The 22,018-nt window shown below is 72.0% G+C and carries 19 protein-coding genes; 9 read left to right on the plus strand and 10 right to left on the minus strand.

Annotation, left to right across the window (positions count from 1 at the left end; all coding sequences use genetic code 11):
* From L2C96_RS09215 to L2C96_RS09230, 4 genes are all read right to left on the minus strand, one after another.
* A partial coding sequence (locus L2C96_RS09215) for a WXG100-like domain-containing protein (RefSeq protein WP_443631309.1) occupies nucleotides 1-1,452 on the minus strand: 1,452 nt, incomplete at its 3' end.
* A gap of 2 nt (nucleotides 1,453-1,454) precedes the next feature.
* Nucleotides 1,455-1,784: a WXG100 family type VII secretion target gene (locus L2C96_RS09220; RefSeq protein ID WP_237335849.1), complete on the minus strand. Its 330-nt coding sequence runs from the start codon at nucleotides 1,782-1,784 to the stop codon at nucleotides 1,455-1,457.
* The gene (locus L2C96_RS09225; protein WP_020416205.1) at nucleotides 1,781-2,371 is read right to left on the minus strand and encodes a YbaB/EbfC family nucleoid-associated protein; all 591 of its coding nucleotides are present in this window, start codon (nucleotides 2,369-2,371) and stop codon (nucleotides 1,781-1,783) included. The genes L2C96_RS09220 and L2C96_RS09225 overlap by 4 nt, the downstream gene beginning before the upstream one ends.
* Before the next feature lie 55 nt (nucleotides 2,372-2,426).
* A complete protein-coding gene (locus L2C96_RS09230; protein WP_039791177.1) occupies nucleotides 2,427-3,665 on the minus strand; it encodes an MFS transporter in 1,239 nt (412 codons plus the stop codon).
* Nucleotides 3,666-3,897: 232 nt separating this feature from the next.
* On the opposite strand from L2C96_RS09230, the gene L2C96_RS09235 reads away from it, so the two are divergent.
* Nucleotides 3,898-4,533 (plus strand): YqgE/AlgH family protein, encoded by a 636-nt coding sequence (locus L2C96_RS09235; protein WP_255346830.1) that lies wholly within the window; start codon nucleotides 3,898-3,900, stop codon nucleotides 4,531-4,533.
* On the opposite strand, the gene L2C96_RS09240 is transcribed toward L2C96_RS09235, so the two are convergent.
* Nucleotides 4,530-4,934, minus strand: a complete 405-nt coding sequence (locus L2C96_RS09240) for an SdpI family protein (protein ID WP_027935573.1) — start codon at nucleotides 4,932-4,934, stop codon at nucleotides 4,530-4,532. The two genes, L2C96_RS09235 and L2C96_RS09240, sit on opposite strands and share 4 nt — an antisense overlap.
* A gap of 66 nt (nucleotides 4,935-5,000) precedes the next feature.
* Between L2C96_RS09240 and L2C96_RS09245 the strand changes: the two genes are divergently transcribed.
* Nucleotides 5,001-6,092, plus strand: coding sequence for an esterase-like activity of phytase family protein (locus L2C96_RS09245; RefSeq protein WP_027935572.1), 1,092 nt, complete (start codon nucleotides 5,001-5,003; stop codon nucleotides 6,090-6,092).
* Nucleotides 6,093-6,126: 34 nt separating this feature from the next.
* Nucleotides 6,127-8,961: a leucine--tRNA ligase gene (leuS, locus tag L2C96_RS09250; protein WP_020416201.1), complete on the plus strand. Its 2,835-nt coding sequence runs from the start codon at nucleotides 6,127-6,129 to the stop codon at nucleotides 8,959-8,961.
* Here leuS and L2C96_RS09255 read toward each other — a convergent pair.
* Nucleotides 8,958-9,701 (minus strand): TetR/AcrR family transcriptional regulator, encoded by a 744-nt coding sequence (locus L2C96_RS09255; RefSeq protein ID WP_020416200.1) that lies wholly within the window; start codon nucleotides 9,699-9,701, stop codon nucleotides 8,958-8,960. The two genes, leuS and L2C96_RS09255, sit on opposite strands and share 4 nt — an antisense overlap.
* Before the next feature lie 391 nt (nucleotides 9,702-10,092).
* Between L2C96_RS09255 and ptsP the strand changes: the two genes are divergently transcribed.
* Entirely contained in the window at nucleotides 10,093-11,724 is a 1,632-nt protein-coding gene (ptsP, locus tag L2C96_RS09260) for a phosphoenolpyruvate--protein phosphotransferase (protein ID WP_237335850.1), read from the plus strand.
* A 492-nt stretch (nucleotides 11,725-12,216) separates the two neighbouring features.
* Here the strand turns inward: ptsP and L2C96_RS09265 are convergent, their stop codons facing one another.
* Genes L2C96_RS09265 through L2C96_RS09280 form a run of 4 tightly spaced genes read right to left on the minus strand, consistent with a single transcriptional unit; the run spans nucleotide 12,217 to nucleotide 15,835 of the window.
* Entirely contained in the window at nucleotides 12,217-12,834 is a 618-nt protein-coding gene (locus L2C96_RS09265; RefSeq protein ID WP_237335851.1) for a DUF1707 SHOCT-like domain-containing protein, read from the minus strand.
* A 48-nt stretch (nucleotides 12,835-12,882) separates the two neighbouring features.
* Nucleotides 12,883-13,527 (minus strand): response regulator, encoded by a 645-nt coding sequence (locus L2C96_RS09270; protein ID WP_037322754.1) that lies wholly within the window; start codon nucleotides 13,525-13,527, stop codon nucleotides 12,883-12,885.
* Nucleotides 13,524-14,660: a MacS family sensor histidine kinase gene (gene macS / locus L2C96_RS09275; protein ID WP_237335852.1), complete on the minus strand. Its 1,137-nt coding sequence runs from the start codon at nucleotides 14,658-14,660 to the stop codon at nucleotides 13,524-13,526. The genes L2C96_RS09270 and macS overlap by 4 nt, the downstream gene beginning before the upstream one ends.
* Complete coding sequence (locus L2C96_RS09280) at nucleotides 14,657-15,835, minus strand: AI-2E family transporter (RefSeq protein ID WP_020416195.1); 1,179 nt, start codon at nucleotides 15,833-15,835, stop codon at nucleotides 14,657-14,659. Before L2C96_RS09280 ends, macS begins: the two co-directional genes overlap by 4 nt.
* 195 nt (nucleotides 15,836-16,030) lie before the next feature.
* Here L2C96_RS09280 and L2C96_RS09285 point away from each other — a divergent pair, with 195 nt between their 5' ends.
* The 5 genes from L2C96_RS09285 (at nucleotide 16,031) to L2C96_RS09305 (ending at nucleotide 21,999) form a co-directional block, all read left to right on the plus strand.
* Nucleotides 16,031-16,732: a hypothetical protein gene (locus L2C96_RS09285; RefSeq protein ID WP_237335853.1), complete on the plus strand. Its 702-nt coding sequence runs from the start codon at nucleotides 16,031-16,033 to the stop codon at nucleotides 16,730-16,732.
* Nucleotides 16,733-16,949: 217 nt separating this feature from the next.
* Nucleotides 16,950-17,408 (plus strand): hypothetical protein, encoded by a 459-nt coding sequence (locus L2C96_RS09290; RefSeq protein ID WP_237335854.1) that lies wholly within the window; start codon nucleotides 16,950-16,952, stop codon nucleotides 17,406-17,408.
* Nucleotides 17,409-17,448: 40 nt separating this feature from the next.
* Nucleotides 17,449-17,694, plus strand: a complete 246-nt coding sequence (locus tag L2C96_RS09295) for a hypothetical protein (protein ID WP_020416192.1) — start codon at nucleotides 17,449-17,451, stop codon at nucleotides 17,692-17,694.
* A 286-nt stretch (nucleotides 17,695-17,980) separates the two neighbouring features.
* The gene (locus tag L2C96_RS09300) at nucleotides 17,981-18,892 is read left to right on the plus strand and encodes a hypothetical protein (RefSeq protein WP_237335855.1); all 912 of its coding nucleotides are present in this window, start codon (nucleotides 17,981-17,983) and stop codon (nucleotides 18,890-18,892) included.
* A gap of 197 nt (nucleotides 18,893-19,089) precedes the next feature.
* The gene (locus L2C96_RS09305) at nucleotides 19,090-21,999 is read left to right on the plus strand and encodes a hypothetical protein (RefSeq protein WP_237335856.1); all 2,910 of its coding nucleotides are present in this window, start codon (nucleotides 19,090-19,092) and stop codon (nucleotides 21,997-21,999) included.
* The last annotated feature ends 19 nt before the right edge of the window (nucleotides 22,000-22,018 follow it).

The raw sequence follows: 22,018 nt of genomic DNA on the forward strand, positions 1-22,018 counted from the left end.
CGAACCGCCGGACGAACCGCCGGACGAACCGCCGGACGAACCGCCGGACGAACCGCCGGACGAACCGCCCGAAGTACCTGCCGTCGAACCCCCGCCGGCCTGGCTGGGGGCGCCGCCCACTGGTGCGCCGCCGACCGGGGCTGCCGGTGCGGCGGTCGACGCCGCCGGGGCCTGGCCGCCCTGGTGGGCGGCACCGCCGTCCGAAGTGGACCGTGGGGGTTCAGCCGTCGTGGCGGGGCGATCCGCCACCACCGCCGACTGGCCGCTCACCCGGTCGTTCGCGATCGCGTTCGACACCGACCCGGACGAGCTGCCCGACGAGGCCATCGCCGGCTCACGCGCGGCCGGCGCAGACGACGAACCGCTCGAATCGGAGCGCGACGAACCACCGGAATCCGAACGGGACGAGCCACCCGAGTCCGAAGACGACGACGAACCACCCGAGTCCGACGAGCCGGAATCCACCGGCGAACCGTCGACCTTGATGTTGCCCGCCCGCACGTCGGCGTTGAAGCTCTTGATCTCGTTGATCTGGTCCTTGGCGCCACCGGTCGCGCGGTCCACGGCCCCCGCGGACGCGCCCATCGCCAGGTCCTGCATCTTCAGGTTGCCGAGGTCGCCGGTCAGCGCGGCCTGCCCGACCGTCGTGGCCACGCCTTCGACGGCCCCGCGCACGCCCTCCCGCACGGCGCGGTCCGCGATCTGCCCGGCGACGCTGTCCTGCAGCCCCTTGGTCGCGCCCTTCGGGATCGCGTGCCCGGCCGCCCCGGCGACACCGCCGGCCACACCGCTGGCCAGCGCACCGGCGGTCTTGTCGAAGTCCCAGCTCTTGCGGTCGCCCTTGGCCATCTGCAGCGCCTGGATGCCGCCGTCCAGCGCCAGGTTCATCGCGACGTTCATCGCGATCTCCTTGGCCAGCCGCTTCAGCAACTGCATCGCGACCTTGCGAAAGCCCTCCTGCAGCATCTTCTGCACGAGCTGCCGGAAGACCATCTGCACGGTCATCCGCGTGGCCATCTGCGCGGGCACGATGCCCGCCGTCGACCCGCCGAACGTCACCACGGCGGCCGCGATCATCGCCGCGATCTGGATCGCCAGGATGATCAGCGACGCGATGATCATGTACTTCGTGTACTCGACGTCGAGCGCCGTCGCGTCCGCCGACTGCGCCAGCGCCTCGCACGCCTTGGTCAGGTTCGTGAAGTAGGCCTCGTCACCGGTGACGAACTTGTCCCACATCTTCTGGAACTCGACCGCGGGCTGACCGGTCCAGGTGCTCAGCACCTCCGACGCGGCCCCGTTCGCCTTGTCGACGATCGGCCCCAGCGCGTCCCGTGCGGCCAGCCACGCGTCCCGGACCTCGCGCAGCTTGTCCTCGTCGCCCTCCGGCCAGTGCTCGCCGACGACGATGGGCAGCAGCCACTTGACGTCCTCGGGGAACTCCATCCCCATGGTCAGACCTGACCTGTGTTCTTGATGACCTTCTCGGCGTCCTTGTGCGTGCCCTCGGTCGCGTCCGCGGCGTCCTTCACGGCCTTCGCCACGTCCTTCAGCGCCTGGTCGAGGCTCCCGAAGGCCTCGGTGCAGTTCTTCGCGGCCGGTTCGTAGTCCTTGGCGAACGCCTGGCCGGACTCGTCGTTGCCCCAGCAGGCGCCCTGCGCCTCGAGCGCGGCCTTGAGCGCCGCGCCGGCGGCCTTCAGGTCGTCACCCGCCGGCCGGAACTTCCCCGCGCCGGACCGGACCGTGTCCGGGTCCATGTCATGGCCGGTACCGGGTCCGGTCATCGGTCACCCCGCGTCATCCAGGTGTCGGGCATTTCGTCGTCGTCGTTGCTCGGACGCGGGCGGCGCGCCGCCGGTTTCGGTGCCGGCGCAGAAATCGGCGCGTCCCGGCGCATGATCGTCTGCGACTCCGGGTCCTCGGCGGGGCGCGGCTCCGGTTCCGGCTCGGGTTCGAGGAAGTCCGGGATGTCCGGCATCAGGCCGGCCAGCGACGGCGCGCCCTCGATGAACTCGGACAGGTCGGGCAGGTCCGCGGTCAGCGGCCGGAACAACTCGGCCTGCTGCTGCTTGACCTGCAGCATCCCGCGGCGCACCAGGTCGCTGATCGTGCGCGCCAGCGCCTCCGGGCGGGTGCGGTCGAACGTCGTCGGAGCGAGCTTGAGGTCGGCCAGCGTGCCCTGCGCGTCGATGGTGACCTTGACCAGGCCGTCCGGCGAGGACAGTTCCGCGGTGAGGGCGGACGCGGCCTCCTGCGCCTCCCTCAGCTGCGCCGTCTGCTGGTGGAACTTGTCCATCAACTGGTCGACGGTCTCACGCATCGCCGCGTTGCGGGCTTCCTTCTGCGCGCGGTCGTCCCCCGGGGTGCTCACGCGGGCCACTCTAGTGGGCCGCGTTCCGCCGGTCGGCGTAATCGGGAAAATTCCGTCACTCGGTGCGGGCGCGCCGCGCGATCACCAGGTACCCGGCCGCGCCGAGCAGGTACAGCGCGGTGGCGACGAGCAGCAGCGACACGGACCGCCCGGTCAACGGCACGACCGTCGCGGCGAGGGAGACCGCGATCACCTGCGTGATGTTGAACAGCGTGTCGTACAGGGAGAACACCCGGCCGCGGGCCTCGTCGCGCACGTCGTGCTGGATCGAGGAGTCCACGCACAGCTTGACGACCTGGCCTGCGGCGGTGATGACGAACGACGCGACCAGCACGGTCGGCAGCTGCATCGGCAGGCCGAGCCCGGCCTGCGCGACCGCGGCGACCACCAGCGCGCCGGGGATCGCGCGGCGGCGGCCGAGCCTGCGCACCAGCCGCGGCGTGAGGAAGCCGGCGAACAGGATCCCGGCGCCCGCCATCGCGGCGAGCTGCCCCAGTCCGGGCAGCCCGGCCTTGAGCAGCCCCTGGTCGGTGAAGCTGAACCGCAGCAGCAGCACCGTGATCAGCAGCGAAATGCCGTAGGACGCCCGGTGCGCGAGCAGCGCGACGAACCCGGCGACGACGCTGGGCGCGCCCAGCGCGGCCTTGGCCCCGTCGACCAAGCCGCGGGCCACGGCAAGGAACGCATCACTGGGCTCGTCGACCGAATCCGGTCCCAGCGCGCCACGGGCGAACCGGCGGGCGATCGCGGCCGAGACCACAGTGCCGAGCATCGCGACGGCCGTCGTCCAGCCGGAACCGGTGTTCCCGGCGCCGATCAACGACCGCAACCCGATGGCGACCCCGCCGCCGAGCACCGCGACCAGCGAGCCGAGCGTGGTCGCCACCGCGTTGGCCGTGACCAGGGTGCCCGCTGGCACGACGTGCGGCAGCGACGCGGACAGACCGGACCCGACGAACCGCGAGATGCCCTCCACGATCAGCGCGAGCACGAACAGTTCCAGCCCGGCGAACCCGAGCCCGACCGAGACCGCGGTCGCGACGATCGCCGTGCCGCGCAGCAGGTTGGCCACGATCAGCACGCGCCGCCGGTCCCAGCGGTCCAGCAGAGCGCCCGCGAACGGCCCGATGAACGAGTACGGCAGCAGCAGGACGGCGAACCCGCCCGCGATGGTCAGCGGGTCGGCGCCGCGCTCGGGGTTGAACAGCACCGCCCCGGCCAGCCCGGCCCGGAACATGCCGTCGGAGAACTGGGCGGCGAAGCGGGTGAACAGAAGCGTGCGGAAGCCCGCCATCGCGAAGAACGCGCGCGGTGACACCTTCTCGACGGGATGTGCACTCGCTGTCACGGCTCACCAGCTTACGGTGCCGGGCGCGCCGGAAGGAGGGGAAGATTTCGAGGGCCGGCGCACTTGGTCGCCTCTCGGCGGCATTGCGCAGTGTGGCTCCTGCCGAACGGTATTCCACAAAGGCTTTTCTTCAGTGAGCCCGGGGGACACGGAGTGCGCCGGCCACCCAGTCCAACGGGTGGGGGCCGCGCCTTGTTCCCGGCCGTGCGGCCCTGTTTTCCGGGAGTGGGATCATGGGTGCGTGCCAGCGGACGCCGAGGTTGAACCGGGATCGCTCCTGGTCGCCGCTCCTACGATGTTCGATCCCAACTTCCGCCGCACGGTGGTGTTCATCATCGACCACCGGGAGGAGGGAACGCTCGGGGTCGTCCTGAACCGCCCGAGCGACGTGCCGGTCGACGACGTGCTGCCCAGCTGGGGACGGCACGTGGTGGAGCCGCAGTCGGTGTTCGTCGGCGGCCCGGTGGAGAAGAAGACCGCGTTGTGCCTGGCCGCGCTGCGTGCCGGGGAGACCGCGTCGGGCGTGCCGGGGCTGATCGGCGTGCGTGGTCCGGTGGCGCTGGTCGACCTGGACGCCGATCCGGACGCGCTGGTGCCGAAGGTGCGTGGCCTGCGCGTGTTCGCGGGTTACGCGGGCTGGGACTCCGGTCAGCTGGACGGCGAGATCGACCGCGGTGACTGGCTCATCGTCCCGGCGCTGCCCAGCGACGTGCTGGCCACGCCGGAGCGGGACCTGTGGGGCCAGGTCCTGCGCCGCCAGGGTGTGCCGACGGCGTTGCTGGCCACCCACCCGGGCGACTTGCAGCGAAACTAGGCGCGCTGCACGGCACACCCGCCGCAAGCGCAACCGGAGCACCCGGCCGGCGCGGCGGGAGCCGGCGGCGGCACGGCGGCCGCGGCCCGGTTGCCCAGCACGCCACCACCGGCGACGAGCGCGAACATGCCGACCAGGCCGATCGCGGTCGCGGTCAGGACACCCGCGGTGCCCGGCATGAGCAGGCCGGCGATCCCGGCCACGATCCCGATCACCCCGGCGACCATGGTGGGCAGCCCGGCGACGCGGTTCGCGACGCGGAACGCCTCGTCGGAGCGCAGGGTGGCGGCCGTGCGCACACCGGCGCCGCGGTCGCGCGGGAGTTTCTCCCGCCAGCCGAGCAGGCCTCCCCAGCCCACGACGACACCCAGCACGAGCGGAACCAGCGCGACTACGAACACGTCAACGAGCATAAGCGTGATGTTGGCGCTACCCGCTGGACACCCACGTGCGCTGTGCTGCACGCCATGCTGAAGCGACTCTCGGCCGGCGTGCTCGCCGGCTCTCTGCTCTTGACCGTCGCTCCCGCCGCACAGGCCGCTCCCGCGCCCGTGCGTTTCCTGGGGGAACAAATTATCTCGCACGCGCTGCCCGTCGGCGACTACACGATCGGGGAGTTGTCGAGCATCGACTACGACCCGCGCACCGGCGAGTACGTCTTCATCGCCGACGACACCTCCGAGGCGCCGGCCCGGTTCTTCACGGCGAAGGTCCCGGTGTCCGCCAAGGGGCTCGGACCGGTCACCTTCACCAGCGCGCAGCTGTTCCGGCAGCCGGACGGCGGCACCTACCCGGAGGACTCGGTCGACCCCGAGGAGATGCGGGTCGACCCGTGGACCGGCTCCTACTACTGGAGCCAGGAGGGCATCCGGTCGGACACCGCGCTGATCGACCCGTCGGTCCAGGTGGCCCGGCGCGACGGCGGCTACGTGCGCACCCTGCCGATTCCGGACAACGAGCGGATGCGCCCGGACTCCGGCCCGCGCCGCAACCTCGTGCTGGAAGGCCTCACCTTCGCCGCCGCGGGCACGCTCGTCGTCAGCTCGGTGGAGGGCCCGCTGCTGCAGGACGGCCCGGTCGCGACGCCCGAGCGGGGCGCGCTGTCCCGGATCACCGTGCAGGCCCGCACCGGTCCGGTCCTCGCGCAGTACGCCTACCCGCAGGAACCGGTCTTCGCCGACTCGAACCCGCCCGGCGGCACCACCGACACCGGCGTCTCGTCGATCCTCGCCGCCGATCCGCTGGACCCGTCGCGCTACCTCGTGATGGAGCGCTCCTACGTGTCCGGCGTCGGCAACAAGGTGCGGATCTACGAGATCGACACGACCGGCGCGACGAACGTCCTGCACACCGCTTCCCTGGACGGCGCGAAGGTGCGGCCGGTGCGGAAGAAGCTGCTGCTCGACCTGGCCGACTACCCGCTGTCCAAGGTCGACAACCTGGAGGGCATGACCTGGGGACCGCGCCTGCCGAGCGGCGAGCGGACCCTGCTGCTGGTCAGCGACGACAACCTGTCGACCCGCCAGATCACGCAGGTCATCGCATTCGCGGTGCGCTGAGAGCCGGGCAGGCCGGGCCGCTTACCATGGTTGGGTGAGTGAAGCAATCGAGGAAACGCCCGGCCACCGGTACAACGCCGAGCTGGCCGGTCGGGTCGAGCTGCGCTGGCAGAACTACTGGGCCGATCACGGCACCTTCCACGCACCGAACCCGGCCGGCTCGCTGGCGACCGACTCCAGCGTTCCCTCGGACAAGCTCTTCGTGCAGGACATGTTCCCCTACCCGTCGGGGGCCGGTCTGCACGTCGGGCACCCGCTGGGCTTCATCGCGACGGACGTCTACGCCCGCTACCACCGGATGATCGGGCGCAACGTCCTGCACACCATGGGCTTCGACGCGTTCGGCCTGCCCGCCGAGCAGTACGCGGTGCAGACGGGGCAGCACCCGCGCACGACGACCGAGCAGAACATGGAGACCTACCTGCGGCAGATCCGCAGGCTGGGGCTTGGCCACGACGAGCGCCGCCGGATCGCGACGATCGATCCGGAGTACTACAAGTGGACCCAGTGGATCTTCCTGAAGATCTACAACTCCTGGTACGACGAGAAGCTGGGCAAGGCCCGCCCCATCGTCGAGCTGGAGGCCGAGTACGCGCAGGACAAGCGCCGCACGCCCGACGGGCGCGGCTGGTGCGAGCTGACCCGCGCCGAGCAGCTGAAGATCCTGGACGAGCACCGGCTGGCCTACATCTCCGAGGCGCCGGTGAACTGGTGCCCCGGCCTGGGCACGGTGCTGTCCAACGAGGAGGTCACGCCGGACGGCCGCAGCGAGCGCGGCAACTTCCCGGTGTTCCGCCGCAACCTTCGCCAGTGGATGATGCGCATCACCGCCTACGCCGACCGCTTGGTCGACGACCTGGACCGGCTGGAGTGGCCGGAGAAGGTCAAGTCGATGCAGCGCAACTGGATCGGCCGATCGCACGGCGCGCGCGTCACCTTCGCCGCCGGTGAGCACAAGATCGAGGTCTTCACCACCCGTCCGGACACGCTGTTCGGCGCCACCTACATGGTGCTGGCGCCCGAGCACCCGCTGGTCGACGAGCTGACCACCGCGCAGTGGCCGTCCGATGTGGACGAGCGGTGGACCGGCGGGGCCGCCACCCCGGCCGAGGCCGTCGCCGCCTACCGCCGCGCCGCGTCCCGGAAGTCCGAACTGGACCGCCAGGAGAGCAAGGACAAGACGGGCGTCTTCGTCGGCTCGTACGCGGTGAACCCGGTCAACGGCAAGGAGATCCCGGTCTTCATCGCCGACTACGTGCTGATGGGCTACGGCACCGGCGCGATCATGGCGGTGCCCGCGCAGGACCAGCGCGACTGGGACTTCGCGGAGAAGTTCGGCCTGGAGATCGTCCGCACGGTCCAGCCGAGCGAGGGCTTCGACGGCAAGGCGTTCACCGGCGACGGGGTCGCGATCAACAGTGGCTTCCTGGACGGGATGAACGTCGACGACGCCAAGAAGACGATCATCCAGTGGCTGGAGGAGAACGGCCACGGCGCCGGCACGGTGCAGTACAAGCTGCGCGACTGGCTGTTCTCGCGGCAGCGGTACTGGGGCGAGCCGTTCCCCATCGTGTACGACGAGGACGGCCAGGCGCACGCGATCCCGGAGCACATGCTGCCGGTCGAGCTGCCCGAGGTGGACGACTACTCGCCGCGCACCTTCGACCCGGAGGACGCCGACAGCGAGCCGTCGCCGCCGCTGTCCCGCGCGAGCGACTGGGTCGAGGTCGAGCTGGACCTCGGCGACGGCAAGAAGACCTACCGCCGCGACACCAACACGATGCCGAACTGGGCCGGTTCCTGCTGGTACCAGCTGCGCTACATCGACCCGGACAACGCCGAGCGGTTCGTCGACGCGGGCAACGAGCAGTACTGGATGGGCCCGCGCCCGGCCGAGCACGGCGTGAACGACCCGGGCGGTGTCGACCTGTACGTCGGCGGCGTCGAGCACGCGGTGCTGCACCTGCTGTACTCGCGGTTCTGGCAGAAGGTGCTGTTCGACCTGGGGTACGTCAGCGCCGAGGAGCCGTACCGGCGGCTGTTCAACCAGGGCTACATCCAGGCCTACGCCTACACCGACGAGCGCGGCTTCTACGTCCCGGCCGAGGAGGTCGAGGAGAAGGACGGCAAGTTCTTCCACCAGGGCAAGGAAGTCAAGCAAGAGTACGGGAAGATGGGCAAGAGCCTGAAGAACGTGGTCACGCCCGACCAGATGGCGGCGGACTACGGGGCCGACACCTTCCGGTTCTACGAGATGTCGATGGGCCCGCTGGCCGACTCCCGGCCGTGGGCGACCAAGGACGTCGTCGGCGCCCACCGGTTCCTGCAGCGGGTGTGGCGGCTGGTGGTCTCCGAGCAGACCGGTGAGCTGCGCGTGTCCGGCGCGGAGGCGACGGACGAGGACCGCCGGATCCTGCACAAGACCATCGCCGGGGTCCGCGACGACTACTCGGGCCTGCGGTTCAACACCGCCGGCGCGAAGCTGATCGAGTACAACAACCACCTCACCAAGGTCTACGGCGCCGCCGAGGCGACGCCGCGCGAGCTGGTCGAGCCGCTGGTGCTGATGCTGGCGCCGCTGTGCCCGCACATCGCCGAGGAGCTGTGGCACCGGCTGGGCCACGAGGACTCGCTGGTGCACGGCCCGTTCCCGGTCGCGGACGAGAAGTTCCTGGTCGAGGACACGGTGGAGTACCCGATCCAGGTCAACGGCAAGGTCCGCGCGCGGATCCAGGTGCCCGCCGACGCGGCGAAGGACGCCGTCGAGGCGGCGGCGCTGGCCGACGAGAAGATCGCGGCGCTGTTGAACGGCGGCACGCCGCGCAAGGTCATCGTCGTGCCGGGCCGCCTGGTGAACGTGGTCCTCTAGGGGGTGTCGAGGCCGATCTCGCGCGCGAGGTCGGCCAGCAGCGCGTCGAACACGGCGTCCGGCTTGGACATCGGGATCGGGTAGTTGCCGAACACCTCCAGCGTCACGTGCCCGTAGAGGCGCGCCCAGAACTGGATCATCACGTACGTGGTGCCCAGGTCGAGCTTGTCCGGCGGGAAGTCGACGCCGGACTCGCGCAGCACCGCCAGCAGGTCGTCCTGGAACGCGGTGAGGTCGTCGTGCAGCTCGACGGGCACCGCTTCGGCCGGCGGGATCTCCAGCTGGAAGTTGGCCAGCAGGTGCCCGGCCGCGGTGAGGAAGATCCGGCCGAACGGCTCGTTGGCCCGGTTCAGGGTCGCCACGCTGCCCGCGGCCGAGCCGACCTCGCCGGTCGGCGACGCGAACACGAGCGTGAACTCCTTGGTGTGGGTGAGCGCCCAGCGGCGGAAGCCGCGGCAGATCGCGAAGAGCTGGACCGCGCCGTCGTCGGGCAGCCCGGAGAGTTCTTCGGTGAGTTCGGCGGCCAGGTCGGCGACGACGTCGAGGCGGAGGTGCTCGACGAGGTCGTCGCGTGAGCCGTAGTACCGGTAGAGGGCGGGTGCGGTGATGCCGAGCTCGCGGGCGATGGCCCGCAGGGTGACGGCTTCCGGTCCGCGCTCGACGAGGAGCTTGCGCGCGGTGCGGCGGATGTCCTGATCGGTCGCCGCGCGCTCGCGACCCCGTCGGGTCGGCTTGTCCATCCCGGCATTCTAGAAGGTGAGCGCGGCATTTCCGACGTAATCGGGCGCCGCCGGTACCGATCGCTCGGGGGGCTACGCGATCGGTACCAGCGACCCGATGCCCGGCTTCCGGTGGCGCAACCGGTGCCGGACGCCAAGTGAGAGCCCGCGTGAACCCTGGCGGGACGGCCCGATGTCGAGATTGCCCCGATCGGGTGACGTCGCGGACGCTCACCCTAGTGTCGCACCATCAGCCGCAGAAGTTACAAGAATCTTCACGTTTGCATAGGGAAGAGTGCCCGGACGGGCTCACCGCGCTCTGGTCGCGTGCGTTCCAGTCCGACGGCTGCGGAAGCCGCGGGTTCGTGGAACGCTGGTCGGGAACGCATCCGGAGAGGGTATGGTCTAGACCATGTCGGAAACGAGGCTGTCCGGGGTGCCGGTGAGCCCGGGGCGCGCGAGCGGTCCGGTCGTCGCCGTGGCCGAACCCGCAGGCGCACCCGAGAGCGGGCCCGCGCCGTCCGATCCGCAGGCCGAGGCTGCGCGGATCGCCCCCGCCGCGCGCGTGGTCGCCGAGCGGCTGGAAGCGCTTGCGGGCCGGGCGTCCGGCGACGCCGCGACGATCCTGCTGACCAGCGCGGCGATGGCGGGTGACCCGGCGCTGATCAGCGAGGCGGAACGGTTGGTGGCCGCGGAAGGCAGGCCCGCCGAGCGGGCGGTGTACGAGGCGGCGAACGGCTTCGCGAAAGCGCTTGCAGCGGCCGGCGGGTACATGGCCGAGCGGGTCCGCGACATCGAGGACATCCGGGACCGCGTGATCGCGGAGTTGCGGGGTGTCGCACCGCCGGGCGTGCCCGACCTGGCCGGCCCGAGCGTGCTCGTCGCGCGGGACCTGGCGCCTGCCGACACGGCGGGCCTCGACCCGGCGCAGGTGCTCGCGCTGGTGACCGAGGAGGGCGGACCGACCAGCCACACCGCGATCCTGGCCCGCTCGCTGGGCATCCCGGCGGTGGTGGCGGTGCGCGGGGTCCTCGCGCTGGAGGCGGACGCGCTGCTGGTGGACGGCGACACCGGCGTGGTGGAGGTCGTCGCGGCGGACGCCCCGGTGGTCGCCGCGGCACGCGAGGGCGCGGCGGAGTGGAACGGCGTCGGCGCGACGGCGGACGACCACCGCGTCAAGGTGCTCGGCAACGTCGGCTCACCCGCGGACGCACGCGCCGCCGCGGACGCGGGCGCGGAGGGCGTCGGCCTGTTCCGCACGGAGTTCTGCTACCTGGACGCACCGGCCGAGCCGCCGGTCGGCGAGCAGCGTGCCGCGTACGCCGCGGTGCTGACGCCGTTCGCGGGGAAACCGGTGGTCGTGCGGACGCTGGACGCGGGCGCCGACAAGCCGCTGGCGTTCCTGTCCCCCGCGGCGGAACCGAACCCGGCGCTCGGCGTGCGGGGCCTGCGCGTGGCGTTCGACCGGCCGGACGTGCTGGACCGGCAACTGGAAGCGATCGCGGGCGCCGCCGCGGATTCGGGCGCCGAGGTGTCGGTGATGGCGCCGATGGTGGCGACGGCCGAGGAGGCGGCGTGGTTCGCCGAGCGCGTGCGGGCGGCGGGGATCGCGCGGGCCGGGGTGATGATCGAGGTGCCGTCGGCCGCGCTGGCGGCGGAGGAGATCCTGGCCGCGGTCGACTTCGTCTCGGTGGGCACGAACGACCTGGCGCAGTACACCTTCGCCGCGGACCGGCAGCTGGGCGCGGTGGCGGGCCTGAACGACCCGTGGCAGCCCGCGCTGCTGCGGCTGATCGCGATGATCGGCGCAGCCGCGAAGGCGAGCGGCAAACCGGCGGGCGTGTGCGGTGAGGCGGCCGCGGATCCCCTGCTGGCCCGCGTGCTCACCGGCCTGGGCATGACGAGCTTGTCGATGAACGCGAGCGCGATCCGCGCCGTGGGCGCCGGCCTGGCCACGGCCACGCTGGCCGACTGCGAAGCGGCTGCACAGGCCGCGCTCAAGGCCACGACGCCGGCCGAGGCCCGCGCCGCCGCAAGGGGCTGACTGCGGGGGAACTGACGACGCGGCGCTGGCCGGGCGGGGCTGGCTGCGCGGGGCTAACCGTGCGGGGGGGTGAGCCTCGGTGGCTGACCGTCTGAGGGTTAGCCCGGTGGGCTGACCGTGCGGGGGTTAGCCCCGGTGGGGCTGATTTGCGCTGGGTGTGGGGGTGGCCGCGCGCGGGGTTGGAGGCGCAGGCGCTTGCGGCGGGCGGCACCGCGAGAGCTCGCGCCCCGCCGCCGGTGGCGCCCCCTTCGGCGCGGTGGCGCCACGGTCTCCGCCGTAGTCGCTGCCCGCCTGCGGCGCGAACGCCCGCGCGCAGGCGGCGCGAACTCCCGCGCGCAACCGGTGCGAACGCCACGACCACTGGCGCCTACCGGGTGCCATCAACCCGCCAAAGCGACCCCGCGCCACTGGTGCCCAGCTTCCCCTCCAGGGCGCCGCGCGCCAGGGGTGCCCGTCGCCCGCCGCGCGAACGCCCCCGGCGCCACCCCGCCGCTACAGGCCGAAAATCCCTCGCCGCGGGTGGCGGATCACCAGCGAGCCCCCGTGCAACCGCCCGGCGAACACCAGCCGCGGGTTGCCCGGCCGGCCGTCCGAACCGGTCTTGTCCTGCAGGGAGCCGTACTTGATCTCGGTGATCGCGTTCAGGTCGACCGCCGCGTGCTCGGGGATGATCACCTCGACCGAACCCCACTTGCAGTCCAGCTCGACGCGCACCACCGGGCTGCTCACCTGCGCGTCGCTGAAGTCGAGCTTCGTCGAGCCGTACCGGTTGCGAACCACGACCTCCGGCGGCACCAGCCAGCGGCCGTTGCGCACCAGCGCCGAGTACTTCGCGTTCAGCTCGAGCCGCTGGTCGGACGAGTACGACGCGGCGGGCGCGGCCGGGTACACGTCGGGGTGCACCAGCCCGGGCAGGTCCGCGAGCACGGCGTTCAGCTCACCCCGCGTCCGCGCCGCCAGCGCCGTGTCGGTGCGCTCGGTGAACTCGTCCAGGTCGATCATGCCGCGGCCGATCGCCTTCTGCAGCACCTCGACGACGTGCTCGCGCTCCGCGTCCGACACCCGCAGGTCGCGCGGGCTCATCGGCTTGGTCCCGGTCTCCTCGCCCATGCCACCACGCTACGGCCGCGGACCCCGGGCCGAGATCCGGGAAAATCCCTAGTCTTTGTCGAGCCCGTGCTCGATCGCGTAGCGCGCGAGCTCCACGCGGTTGTGCAGCTGCAGCTTCCGCAGCGTCGACTGCACGTGGTTCTCCACCGTCCGGTGCGACAACACGAGCCGCTCGGCGATCTGCCGCGCCGTGAGGCCCTTCGCGACCAGCCGCAGGACGTCGGTCTCCCGTTCGGTCAGCCGCGGCGGCGCCACTCCGCCGGCCGGCGCGTCCGCCATCCGCCGGTACTCGCCCAGCACCAGGCCGGCCAGCCCGGGCGTGAACACCGGGTCGCCCTCCGCGGTCCGGCGCACGGCCTCGACCAGTTCCCGCACCGACGCCGACTTCACCAGGTACCCGGACGCCCCGGCCTTGACCGCCTCCAGCACGTCGCTGTGCTCGCCGCTGGCCGACAGCACCAGCACCCGGGTGTCCGGCAGCGACGTGGTGATCTCGCGGGTCGCGTCGACCCCGGACGTGCTGCCCAGGTTCATGTCCATCAGCACCACGTCGGGCCGGACCGCGGCCGCGATGCGCACCGCGGCGGTGGCGTCCGGCGCGGTCGCCCGCACGTCGAAGCCGTTCTCGGTCAGGTCGCGCGCCACGCCGTCCCGCCAGATCGGGTGGTCGTCGACGACCATCACGCTGATCATTTCCTCGGCACCCGGATCTCCCATTCGGTCCCCTGCCCTGGCGCGGTCTCCAGGGAGATCGTGCCACCGAGTTCGGCCACGCGTCCCCGCATCGAGCGAACAACGCCCAACCGGCCCTCACCCTCCGCATCCGCGAGCCGTCCCTCGGGGATGCCCGGACCGTCGTCCCGGACGGTCACCACGACCTCGCCACCGACGTCCTCCAGCAGCACCCACGCCTTGGCCGCCGGGCCGGCGTGCTTGTCGACGTTGGACAGGGCCTCGCGGACGACGGCGACCAGCTCCGCGGTCGTGCGCGACGGCAGGTTCACCTCGCCAGCCGGCGCGGCGACCTGCACCTTCGACGACCCCAGCAGTTGCAGCGCGGCCCGCAGGTCGGTCTCGCCGGTGCTGTGCCCCCTCGGCCCGGTGGTGACCAGCGCCCGCAGCGCGATCTCCTGCTCACCGGCCAGTTCGGCGAGCTCGGCCGCCTCCCCGCCCAGCTCGGCGCCGCGCCGCCGGACGCGCGCCAGCACCTGCAGCACGCTGTCGTGGATGTCCCGCGCCAGCCGTTCCCGCTCGGCGTTCGCGACCTCGGTGCGCAGCGCCTCGGCGAGCACGGCCGCCGACTTGCGGGCGGTGGTCGCGCTCATCCCGATCAGCAGCCCGCTCGCGACCAGCAGCACCCCGTCGCGCGCCACGTCGAGGGTGAACCCCTGCCGCGCGATCCCCGTCGCGGCCGCGATCACCAGCCCGGCGGCGACACCGCCCACCCCGCCGAAGCGCGTGCCCGCGGCGACCGGCGCCCCGGCCACCCACACGGTCGTGATCAGCGGCGCCACGGCCGCGTTCTGCGCGTCGGTCAGGATCCACGGCGAGGTCAGCATCAGGGCGCAGGTGACCAGGACGTCGGCGAGGACGAACCAGCGCCACCGCCACCGCAGCGCCTCCCGCGCGTAGACCAGCGCGGTCGCGACCGTCCACAACGCCATCGCGCCGAGCACGGTCCAGGCGAGCCACGGTCGCTGGTAGCCGTCGCTGTGCACGATCACCGCACCCAGCGCGAACAGCAGAGTCAGCACGCGCAGGCCGATCGTGCCCCACCACAGCGGGGTCGCCGGTTCGCGCGCAGTCGGGCCGAACCGGCGGCTCACGACTTGTCCGGTTCGCCGGGCTCCTTGTCCGCCTCCGCGGGGTCGGCGTTGGGCACGGCTTCGATGTCGTGCAGGACGTCGACCTCGGCCGGGTCCGGGTCGACCTCGTGCAGCAGCGAGCGCACGCCGGCGTTGACGATCGACATCAGCGGCACCGCGAGCAGCGCGCCCGGGATGCCGTAGATGACCAGACCCGCGGCGATGCCGAGCACCACGGCCAGCGGGTGCAGCTTGACCGCCCGGCCGAGCAGCAGCGGCTGCAGGATGTGGCTCTCCAGCTGCATGACCGCGATCAGGATCGCCAGCACGATCAGCGCGGTGACGAAACCCTTGGTGACCAGCGCGACGAGCACGGCGACCGCGCCGGTGATCACCGCGCCGAAGATCGGGATGAACGCGCCGAGGAACACCAGCGTGGACAGCGGGATCGCGAGCGGGACACCGAGGATCGCCAGCCCGATCCCGACGCCGACCGCGTCCACCACGGCGACCGCGGCGGTGGCACGGACGAACGCGACCAGCGAGGCGAACCCGCGCCGGCCCGCGACGTCCACCCGGCGCCGGACCCGCTGCGGGATGCCCAGCGTCACCCAGCTCCAGATCTTGTCGCCGCCGGCGAGGAAGAAGATCAGGACGAACAGCGTCAGCACGAACCCGGTGAGGATCTCGCCGACGGTGGTCGCCGTGGTGAGCGCGCTGTTGGTGAACGCGGCCTGGTTGTCCTGCAGGAACGCGATCGAGTTGTCCAGGAACTGCTGGATCTGCTCCTGCTTGAGGTGCAGGTCGTTGATCAGCCAGTCGCGGATCTGGTCGAGACTGCTGTTGACCTGGCTGGTCAGCGCGGGCAGGCCGTCGGTGACGTTGATGACCACGAACGCGAGCAGCCCGCCGAGCACCGCGAGCCCGCCGATCAGCACGATCGCCGTCGCCAGACCACGGGGCACCCGGATCTGCACCAGCCGCGCCACCGCCGGGGCGAGCAGCGCGGCGAGCAGCAGCGCGATCGCCACCGGGATCACCACGACCGACAGGAAGGCGAGCAGCCGCAGGATGAGGTAGGCGGCCGCGGCCACCACGAGGAACCGCCAGCTGAACGCGGCGCTGACGCGGAGCCCACGCGGGACGACCGAGTCGTCGCTGAGGAATCCGTATTTCGGGGGCTGCGGCTCACTCACGGATCCACCCTATCGAGCCGGACGAATACGGCAGCGCAACTCGCGCAAGCAGCGCCCGGGCCGGCCATCACACGATCAGGCGCAGTGCCGGCAGCGGGCCAGCGCAGGTTCCGGCGGTATGTCAATCTCGATCAAGATCGACACTGCGTGATCGCGTTGAGCACCCAGCGCGATGAGGGGAGTGGAAACTTCTCCATGGCGCGACGGACCACGGCCGGGACCACCCCGGTGCGCGTGCTGCTCGGCATCGCCGGGGCGTTCGCGATCACGCTGGTGTCCTGGCTCCTCGCCTCGTCGGCGTCGGCTGCCGAGGAGCGGCCGGAGCCGCTGGCCCCGTTGATCGACCTCGTCGGCACGACGACCGAGCCGGTGCACGAGGTCGTGCGGCAGGTGACCGAGGTGATCGTGCCACCGCTGCGGACCGACCGGATCGTCGCCGACCTGACCGGCACCGCGCCGGTGTTCCGGGAACCGGCGCGCGCGACCGGCACCGCGAGCACGACCCGGGCGAGCGTCCCGCCACCGGCCGCGCCGGAACGCCGAGCCACGGCGAAGCCGCGGCAACCGGAGCCGCGACCGGTCCCGGCGCGCATCACGCCACCCGCGCCACGCGCGGTCGAGCGCGTCGTCACGCCGGTCCGGCTCCCGGAACCGGCACCAGACGCGGTGCCGGACGGTCCGCGGCCGTCGGAGCCGAGGGAGGAAGCGCCGGAACCGGCGGCTCCGGCACCGCCCGCGAACGGCGTCTGCACGGCTCCGGTGCACCCGACGGACACGGCCGGGGCGTGCCCGCCACGTCCGGCGCCACCGCCGGTGCCCGCCGGAATGGCCGACCGGTTCCGTCCCGTTCTCCCTGAATTCATCCGGGCGGACTGCCCGCAGGTCTCCCCCGACTGATTTCCGGCGGAATTCGCCGAGACGTTTCCAACTGTTCTCCGTTGTGTCCATTTTCAGCCACTCTGACCAGCAGTGGAGCGGCTTTTTGTGCTGCCCAGAAACGCTTTCTTCACACTTCTGGGTAGTCGATCTGGTGAATTCTTCCATTCGACGTTTAACGTCATTTGCGACGGGAGTGCGTGGAACTTCCGGCCGAATGAAGAGGAGTGCACTGACGATGTTCAGCAAATTCCGCAAGACGACGGCGGCGGCGGTGCTGGTGGGGGCCGGCCTGCTCGCGATGGGTGCCGCCGGGGGAACGGCGTCGGCGGCGACCGGTTCGGAACCGTCCGGCGTGACCTGCCCAGCGCAGGTGCCGTCGCAACCGACCGGCGCCGACTACGTCAACGCGTGGAACCAGTCCGGGGCCTGCTTCGGCGCGGGCGCCGCGGGGCTGGTCAGCTCGGCGTGGGCCGGCGCGATCCCGTCGATCGTGCAGGGGGCGGCCGGGGCCGTCGGCGTCCGTGACGACAGCGGGTTGACCGCTCCGGTGGTCGTGCCGTCGCACCCGACGGGTGCGGATTACGTCAACGCTTGGAACGAGTCCGGCGCGCTCGCCGGTGCCGGTGCCGCCGGCCTCGTCAGCTCGGCGTGGGCGGGCGCGATCCCGTCCATCGTCCAGGGCGCCCTCGGATAGCGCTTTCACCCACGAACTCACAAACAAAGGAGTGCACGTCATGCGCAAGACCCTGATCCGCGGCGCCGCCGCTTTCGCCATCGCCCTCGGCGCGTTCGCCTTCGCCGGCACGGCGTCGGCCGACGAGCTGACCGCTCCGGTGGTCGTGCCGTCGCACCCGACGGGTGCGGATTACGTCAACGCTTGGAACGAGTCCGGCGCGCTCGCCGGTGCCGGTGCCGCCGGCCTCGTCAGCTCTGCCTGGGCGGGCGCGATCCCGTCCATCGTGCAGGGCGCGCTGGGCTGATTTCCCTTGGTGCGCCCAGGATCTCTGGCATCCTGGGCGCACCGGCGCCCGGTCACCTCGCGTAAGGCCCGACCACACCCAGTGTTCTTCACACGATCGTGCGATCAAGTCGTGTCGAAGGTGCGAGGGTCGCCCGGGGTTTGGTTATCTCGACAGCGCAAGCGGTTACCGCATCGATGCGAATACGTTTCGGACACGGTCCGGCGGGGAAACCGCGATCAACTTTTTCGACAGGAGAACGGTGTTGCAGGCGAACGCGGCCATGGGACGGGGTACGGCACCCGCCGTGCGCTGGCTCGTCCGCGCCCTGCTCGTGATCGCCGGTGCCGCACTCGGCACAGCGGCCGCCTGGCTGCTCGGCGACGCCACCGCCTCCGCCACCCAGATCGCCCCCGCTCCCGCCGACACGCGCACGAGCGGTGACGAGCCGACCCCGGTCACCGACCGCGTGGTCACCGCGACCGACGACCTCACCTGGGGCGCCTCCGACCTGGTCGGCAACGCCACGGCGACCGTGCTGAAGTACGGCATGGCCGGCGCTCCGGCGGACCCCGCCCGCGGCGAGGAGGCCGCGGCGGACCTGCGCCAGACGGTCCACTCGTTCACGCGCGACGCGGTGCTGCGCCCGGTCGAGCGCACCCTCGGCACGGCCGAGCACATCAGCCGCAAGCCGCAGGACGCGCCGCAGGTCATCGGCCAGGCGCTGACCCCACCGCCCGCGGTCAAGGACTTCGGCGACAAGGTGTGGAACATCCTGCGCCCCGCTGGCGGAAGCCTGATCAAGCTGCCGGGCCTGGACGGCTCCGGCGACGACGGACAGCCTGCCGCGCTCCCCGCGGCCGAGGTCCTGCCCGCTCCGGTCGCCGACGCCGTGATGGGTCCGGTCGCCAACGCGCTTCCGGACAGCACGCACGGCCAGGCGGCCAAGGCCGGTCGCCACGACCGCGCCGCCGACCGTTCCGAGGGCGAGCACCGGGACCAGTTCCCGTACTCGCCGCTGCGCGGGCCGCTCGCGCCCGCGGGTGTTCCGTTCGCCCCCGGTGGCGCTGTCACCGGTGGCCACATCGACGGCCTGCTGTTCGGCGTTCCCGCCGGCGGCCCGGCCGTGCGTGGTGTGGACGACCGCAGTGCCGTCCGCATCGTTTCCCGGCACACGCCGGTTCAGCCGGGCGAGCAGCCCGGTGTCACTCCTGACTGATTTCCGCGCGGGGTAGCTCGAAGCGCCGCCCTGTTCGCCGTGCCCCTTCTTCGGGCCGGTGTCGCGCGCGCAACCAGAGCACCCCGCTTTTTCAGCCCTCGCGGGCGCACTCACCCGTGCCCGCGAACCCCGGTGCTCCGTTAGCGCACCGACCCTCAAGCCCCGCAAGGGAACCCGAAGAAAAGGAGAAACCCTCGATGCAGACCTGGGCAAAGCGCGGAATCCAAACCGCGCTGGTCACGGGTGGCTTGCTGATGCTGGGTACCGGCATCGCATCTGCCGACGAGAACGTGAACCCGGACAGTCCGGCCGGTCCGCTGGACGTCAACCTGAGCGTGCCGGTCGACATCCAGGACAACGCCCTGGGCACCCTGGGCAAGCAGGTCAACCTGCCTGAGGTCCACAAGGAGATCAGCACCAAGCTGATCACCGACGCCGCCAACAAGGCCGCTGCCCCGGTCACCAAGACCGGCGCCCTCAAGCCCGCCGCCCCGGCGATGGGCGCCGCCAACGGCGTGATCGCCAAGGCCACCGACGCCGCCACCGGTGCGGCGCAGCGCGTGGGCCAGGCCACGAACCCGGGTGCCCAGCGCGCCACGGTCGCGCAGGACGCCGCTCCGTCCGTTCAGGACAACGGTGACCCGTTCCACGGCAACAAGGTCTCGCTGAACGCCGCGCTGCCGATCCTGATCAGCGGCAACGCGCTCGGTGTGCTGGGTGACGCGTCCGTCGAGTCGGACGCCACGCAGACCTACGAGCACAACTCGGACATCAACACCGACGGTTCGCACGGCGGTCTCGCCGGCAACGTCGTCGCGCTGGACTGGGCCCTGCCCGTCCAGATCTCGGGCAACGCGCTCGGCCTGGTCGGCAGCGGCCACACCTCGGGCAGCGCGACCCAGGAGGCGTCGACCACCGGTGACATCGTCACCGACGGCACCAACGGCGGCCTGTCCGGCAACGTCATCGCCCCGCAGGGCGCGACCCCGCTGCAGGTGTCGGGCAACGCGCTGGGCTGGTTCCTCGGCCACGCCGAGACCGACTTCGAAGGCTCCAGCGAGGCGGAGTCCGGCGGCTCGATCGAGACGCACGGCTCGAAGGGCGCCGGCACCGGCAACGTCGCGGGCGTCCCCGTGGCCCTGCCCGCCAAGGTGTCGGGCAACGCCATCTCCTGGGGTGGCGACGCCGACGTCCCGGCCGGCTCGTACGACGCCGAGGCCGAGGCCGGCGACACCGCCGACGGCCCGCGTGGCCCGAGCTACATCCAGACCGACGGTGACGACTCGTTCCTGGCGGGCAACGTCGCGCAGCCGCAGCCCGCGGTGCCGGCGACCGTCGCGGGCAACGCCGCGGCCTGGATCGGCAACTCGCTCGTCGGCGGCGGCGCGGACCGCCAGTCCGGTGGCGTGGACCTCGGCAGCGAGGCCACCTCGGGTGGCACCACCAGCACCAGCGGTGAGAACGCGGCCGGTTCCGGCAACATCGCGGACGCGCCCGTCGCCCTGCCCGTCGAGGCGTTCTGCGTCGGCGGCACCTGGATCGGCAACGCGCACGCCAACGGCTGCGACAACGAGACCGAGGCGCAGGCCGGTTCGGACACCTTCACCTCCGGCAACGGCAGCTTCCTCGGCGGCAACAGCGTGTCGGCCCCACCGGCGGGCACCGTCGAGGTCTTCGGTGTCGGCGGCTCGTGGATCGGCAACGCCTCGGGCAGCGCGACCGAGACGAAGGACGTCAAGGCCGGTGGCTACACCGGGACGCTGGGCAACGACTCGGCCGGCTCCGGCAACGCCGTGCAGGTCCCGGTTGCCGTGCCCGCCGAGGTGTTCGGCGTCGGCGGCTCGTGGATCGGTCAGGGGGCCGGGGAGGCTTCCGAGACCAAGACCGTGACCTCCGGTGGCGACGGCAACACCCAGGACGACAACGCCGCGGCCTCCGCGAACCTGGTCCAGGTTCCGGTGTCGGCCCCGGTCCAGGTGTTCGGCATCGGCGGCGCGTGGATCGGCCAGGGCGCCGGCGCGGCCACGACCGACACCACCTCGACCGCGGGTGGCGACGGCAAGGCGACGGGCAAGGGCGGCTTCGCGGCAGGCAACCTCGCCGCGGTGCCGGTTTCGCTCCCGGCGCAGGTGCACGGCCTCGGCGCCGCGTGGATCGGCAACGGCTTCGGCGAGTCGGAGAACGTGACCGACTCGACCGCGGGCGGCGACCTGAACACCACCGGCGAGGGCGGCTCCGTCGCGGGCAACATCGTCGAGGCGCCGGTCGGCGCCGTGGCCACCGTCTTCGGTGACGCCGCGGTGTGGGGCGGCGTGGTCAAGGGCGACGCGTCCAACGACGTCGTCTCGACCGCGGGTGGCGACGCCGAGACCAACGGCGAGGGTGGCTCGATCGCGGGCAACGTGCTCGCGGCGCAGGCGCTGCCGGTGGCCCAGGTGTTCGGCAACGCCGCGAGCCTGGTCGGTGTCGCGCACGCGACCGGCGTCAACGACACCGAGGCCAACTCGGGTGGCGACATCACCACTTCGGGCGAGGGTGGCGCGCTGTCCGGCGACATCTTCGACGTCCCGGCCGCGGCTGTGGCGCAGGTGTTCGGCAACGCCCTGTCCGTGGGCGGGGTCGCGCACGCGGTGGCCGACAACACCACCACCGGGACCGTGGGCGGTACGGACACCACGTCCGGCCCGGCCAAGGCGCTGTCCGGGATCAGCAAGCAGGTGCCGGTCGGCGTCGTCGCGCAGGTCTACGACATCCCGCTGGGCCTGATCGCGGTCACCAGCACGACGGTCAGCAACGCGACGGACATCTCGGTCGCCGGCAAGGAGCCGCAGATCGAGCTGCCGATCACGATGCCGGAGATGGGCGCCACCGCCCTGCCGAAGCTGCCGGCGCTGCCGGCCCGCTCGGAGCGCTCCGCGCTGCCGCAGGTCAACACGCTGCCGGTCGAGCTGCCGGGTGCGGACCTGGCGGACCTGCCCGCGAGCGTCGAGGGTGTCCTGCCCGCCGGTGACCTCCCGGCCATCGCGCAGCTGGACTCCCAGCCGACCGCCGTCTTCCAGCAGGTCAACGACCTGGTCGGCGGCAAGGGAATCAACATCAAGGGCTGACGCCCTGACGAAGTGAAAA

It is taken from the genome of Amycolatopsis tucumanensis, from assembly GCF_021654135.1.
Lineage (GTDB): Bacteria > Actinomycetota > Actinomycetes > Mycobacteriales > Pseudonocardiaceae > Amycolatopsis_E > Amycolatopsis_E tucumanensis.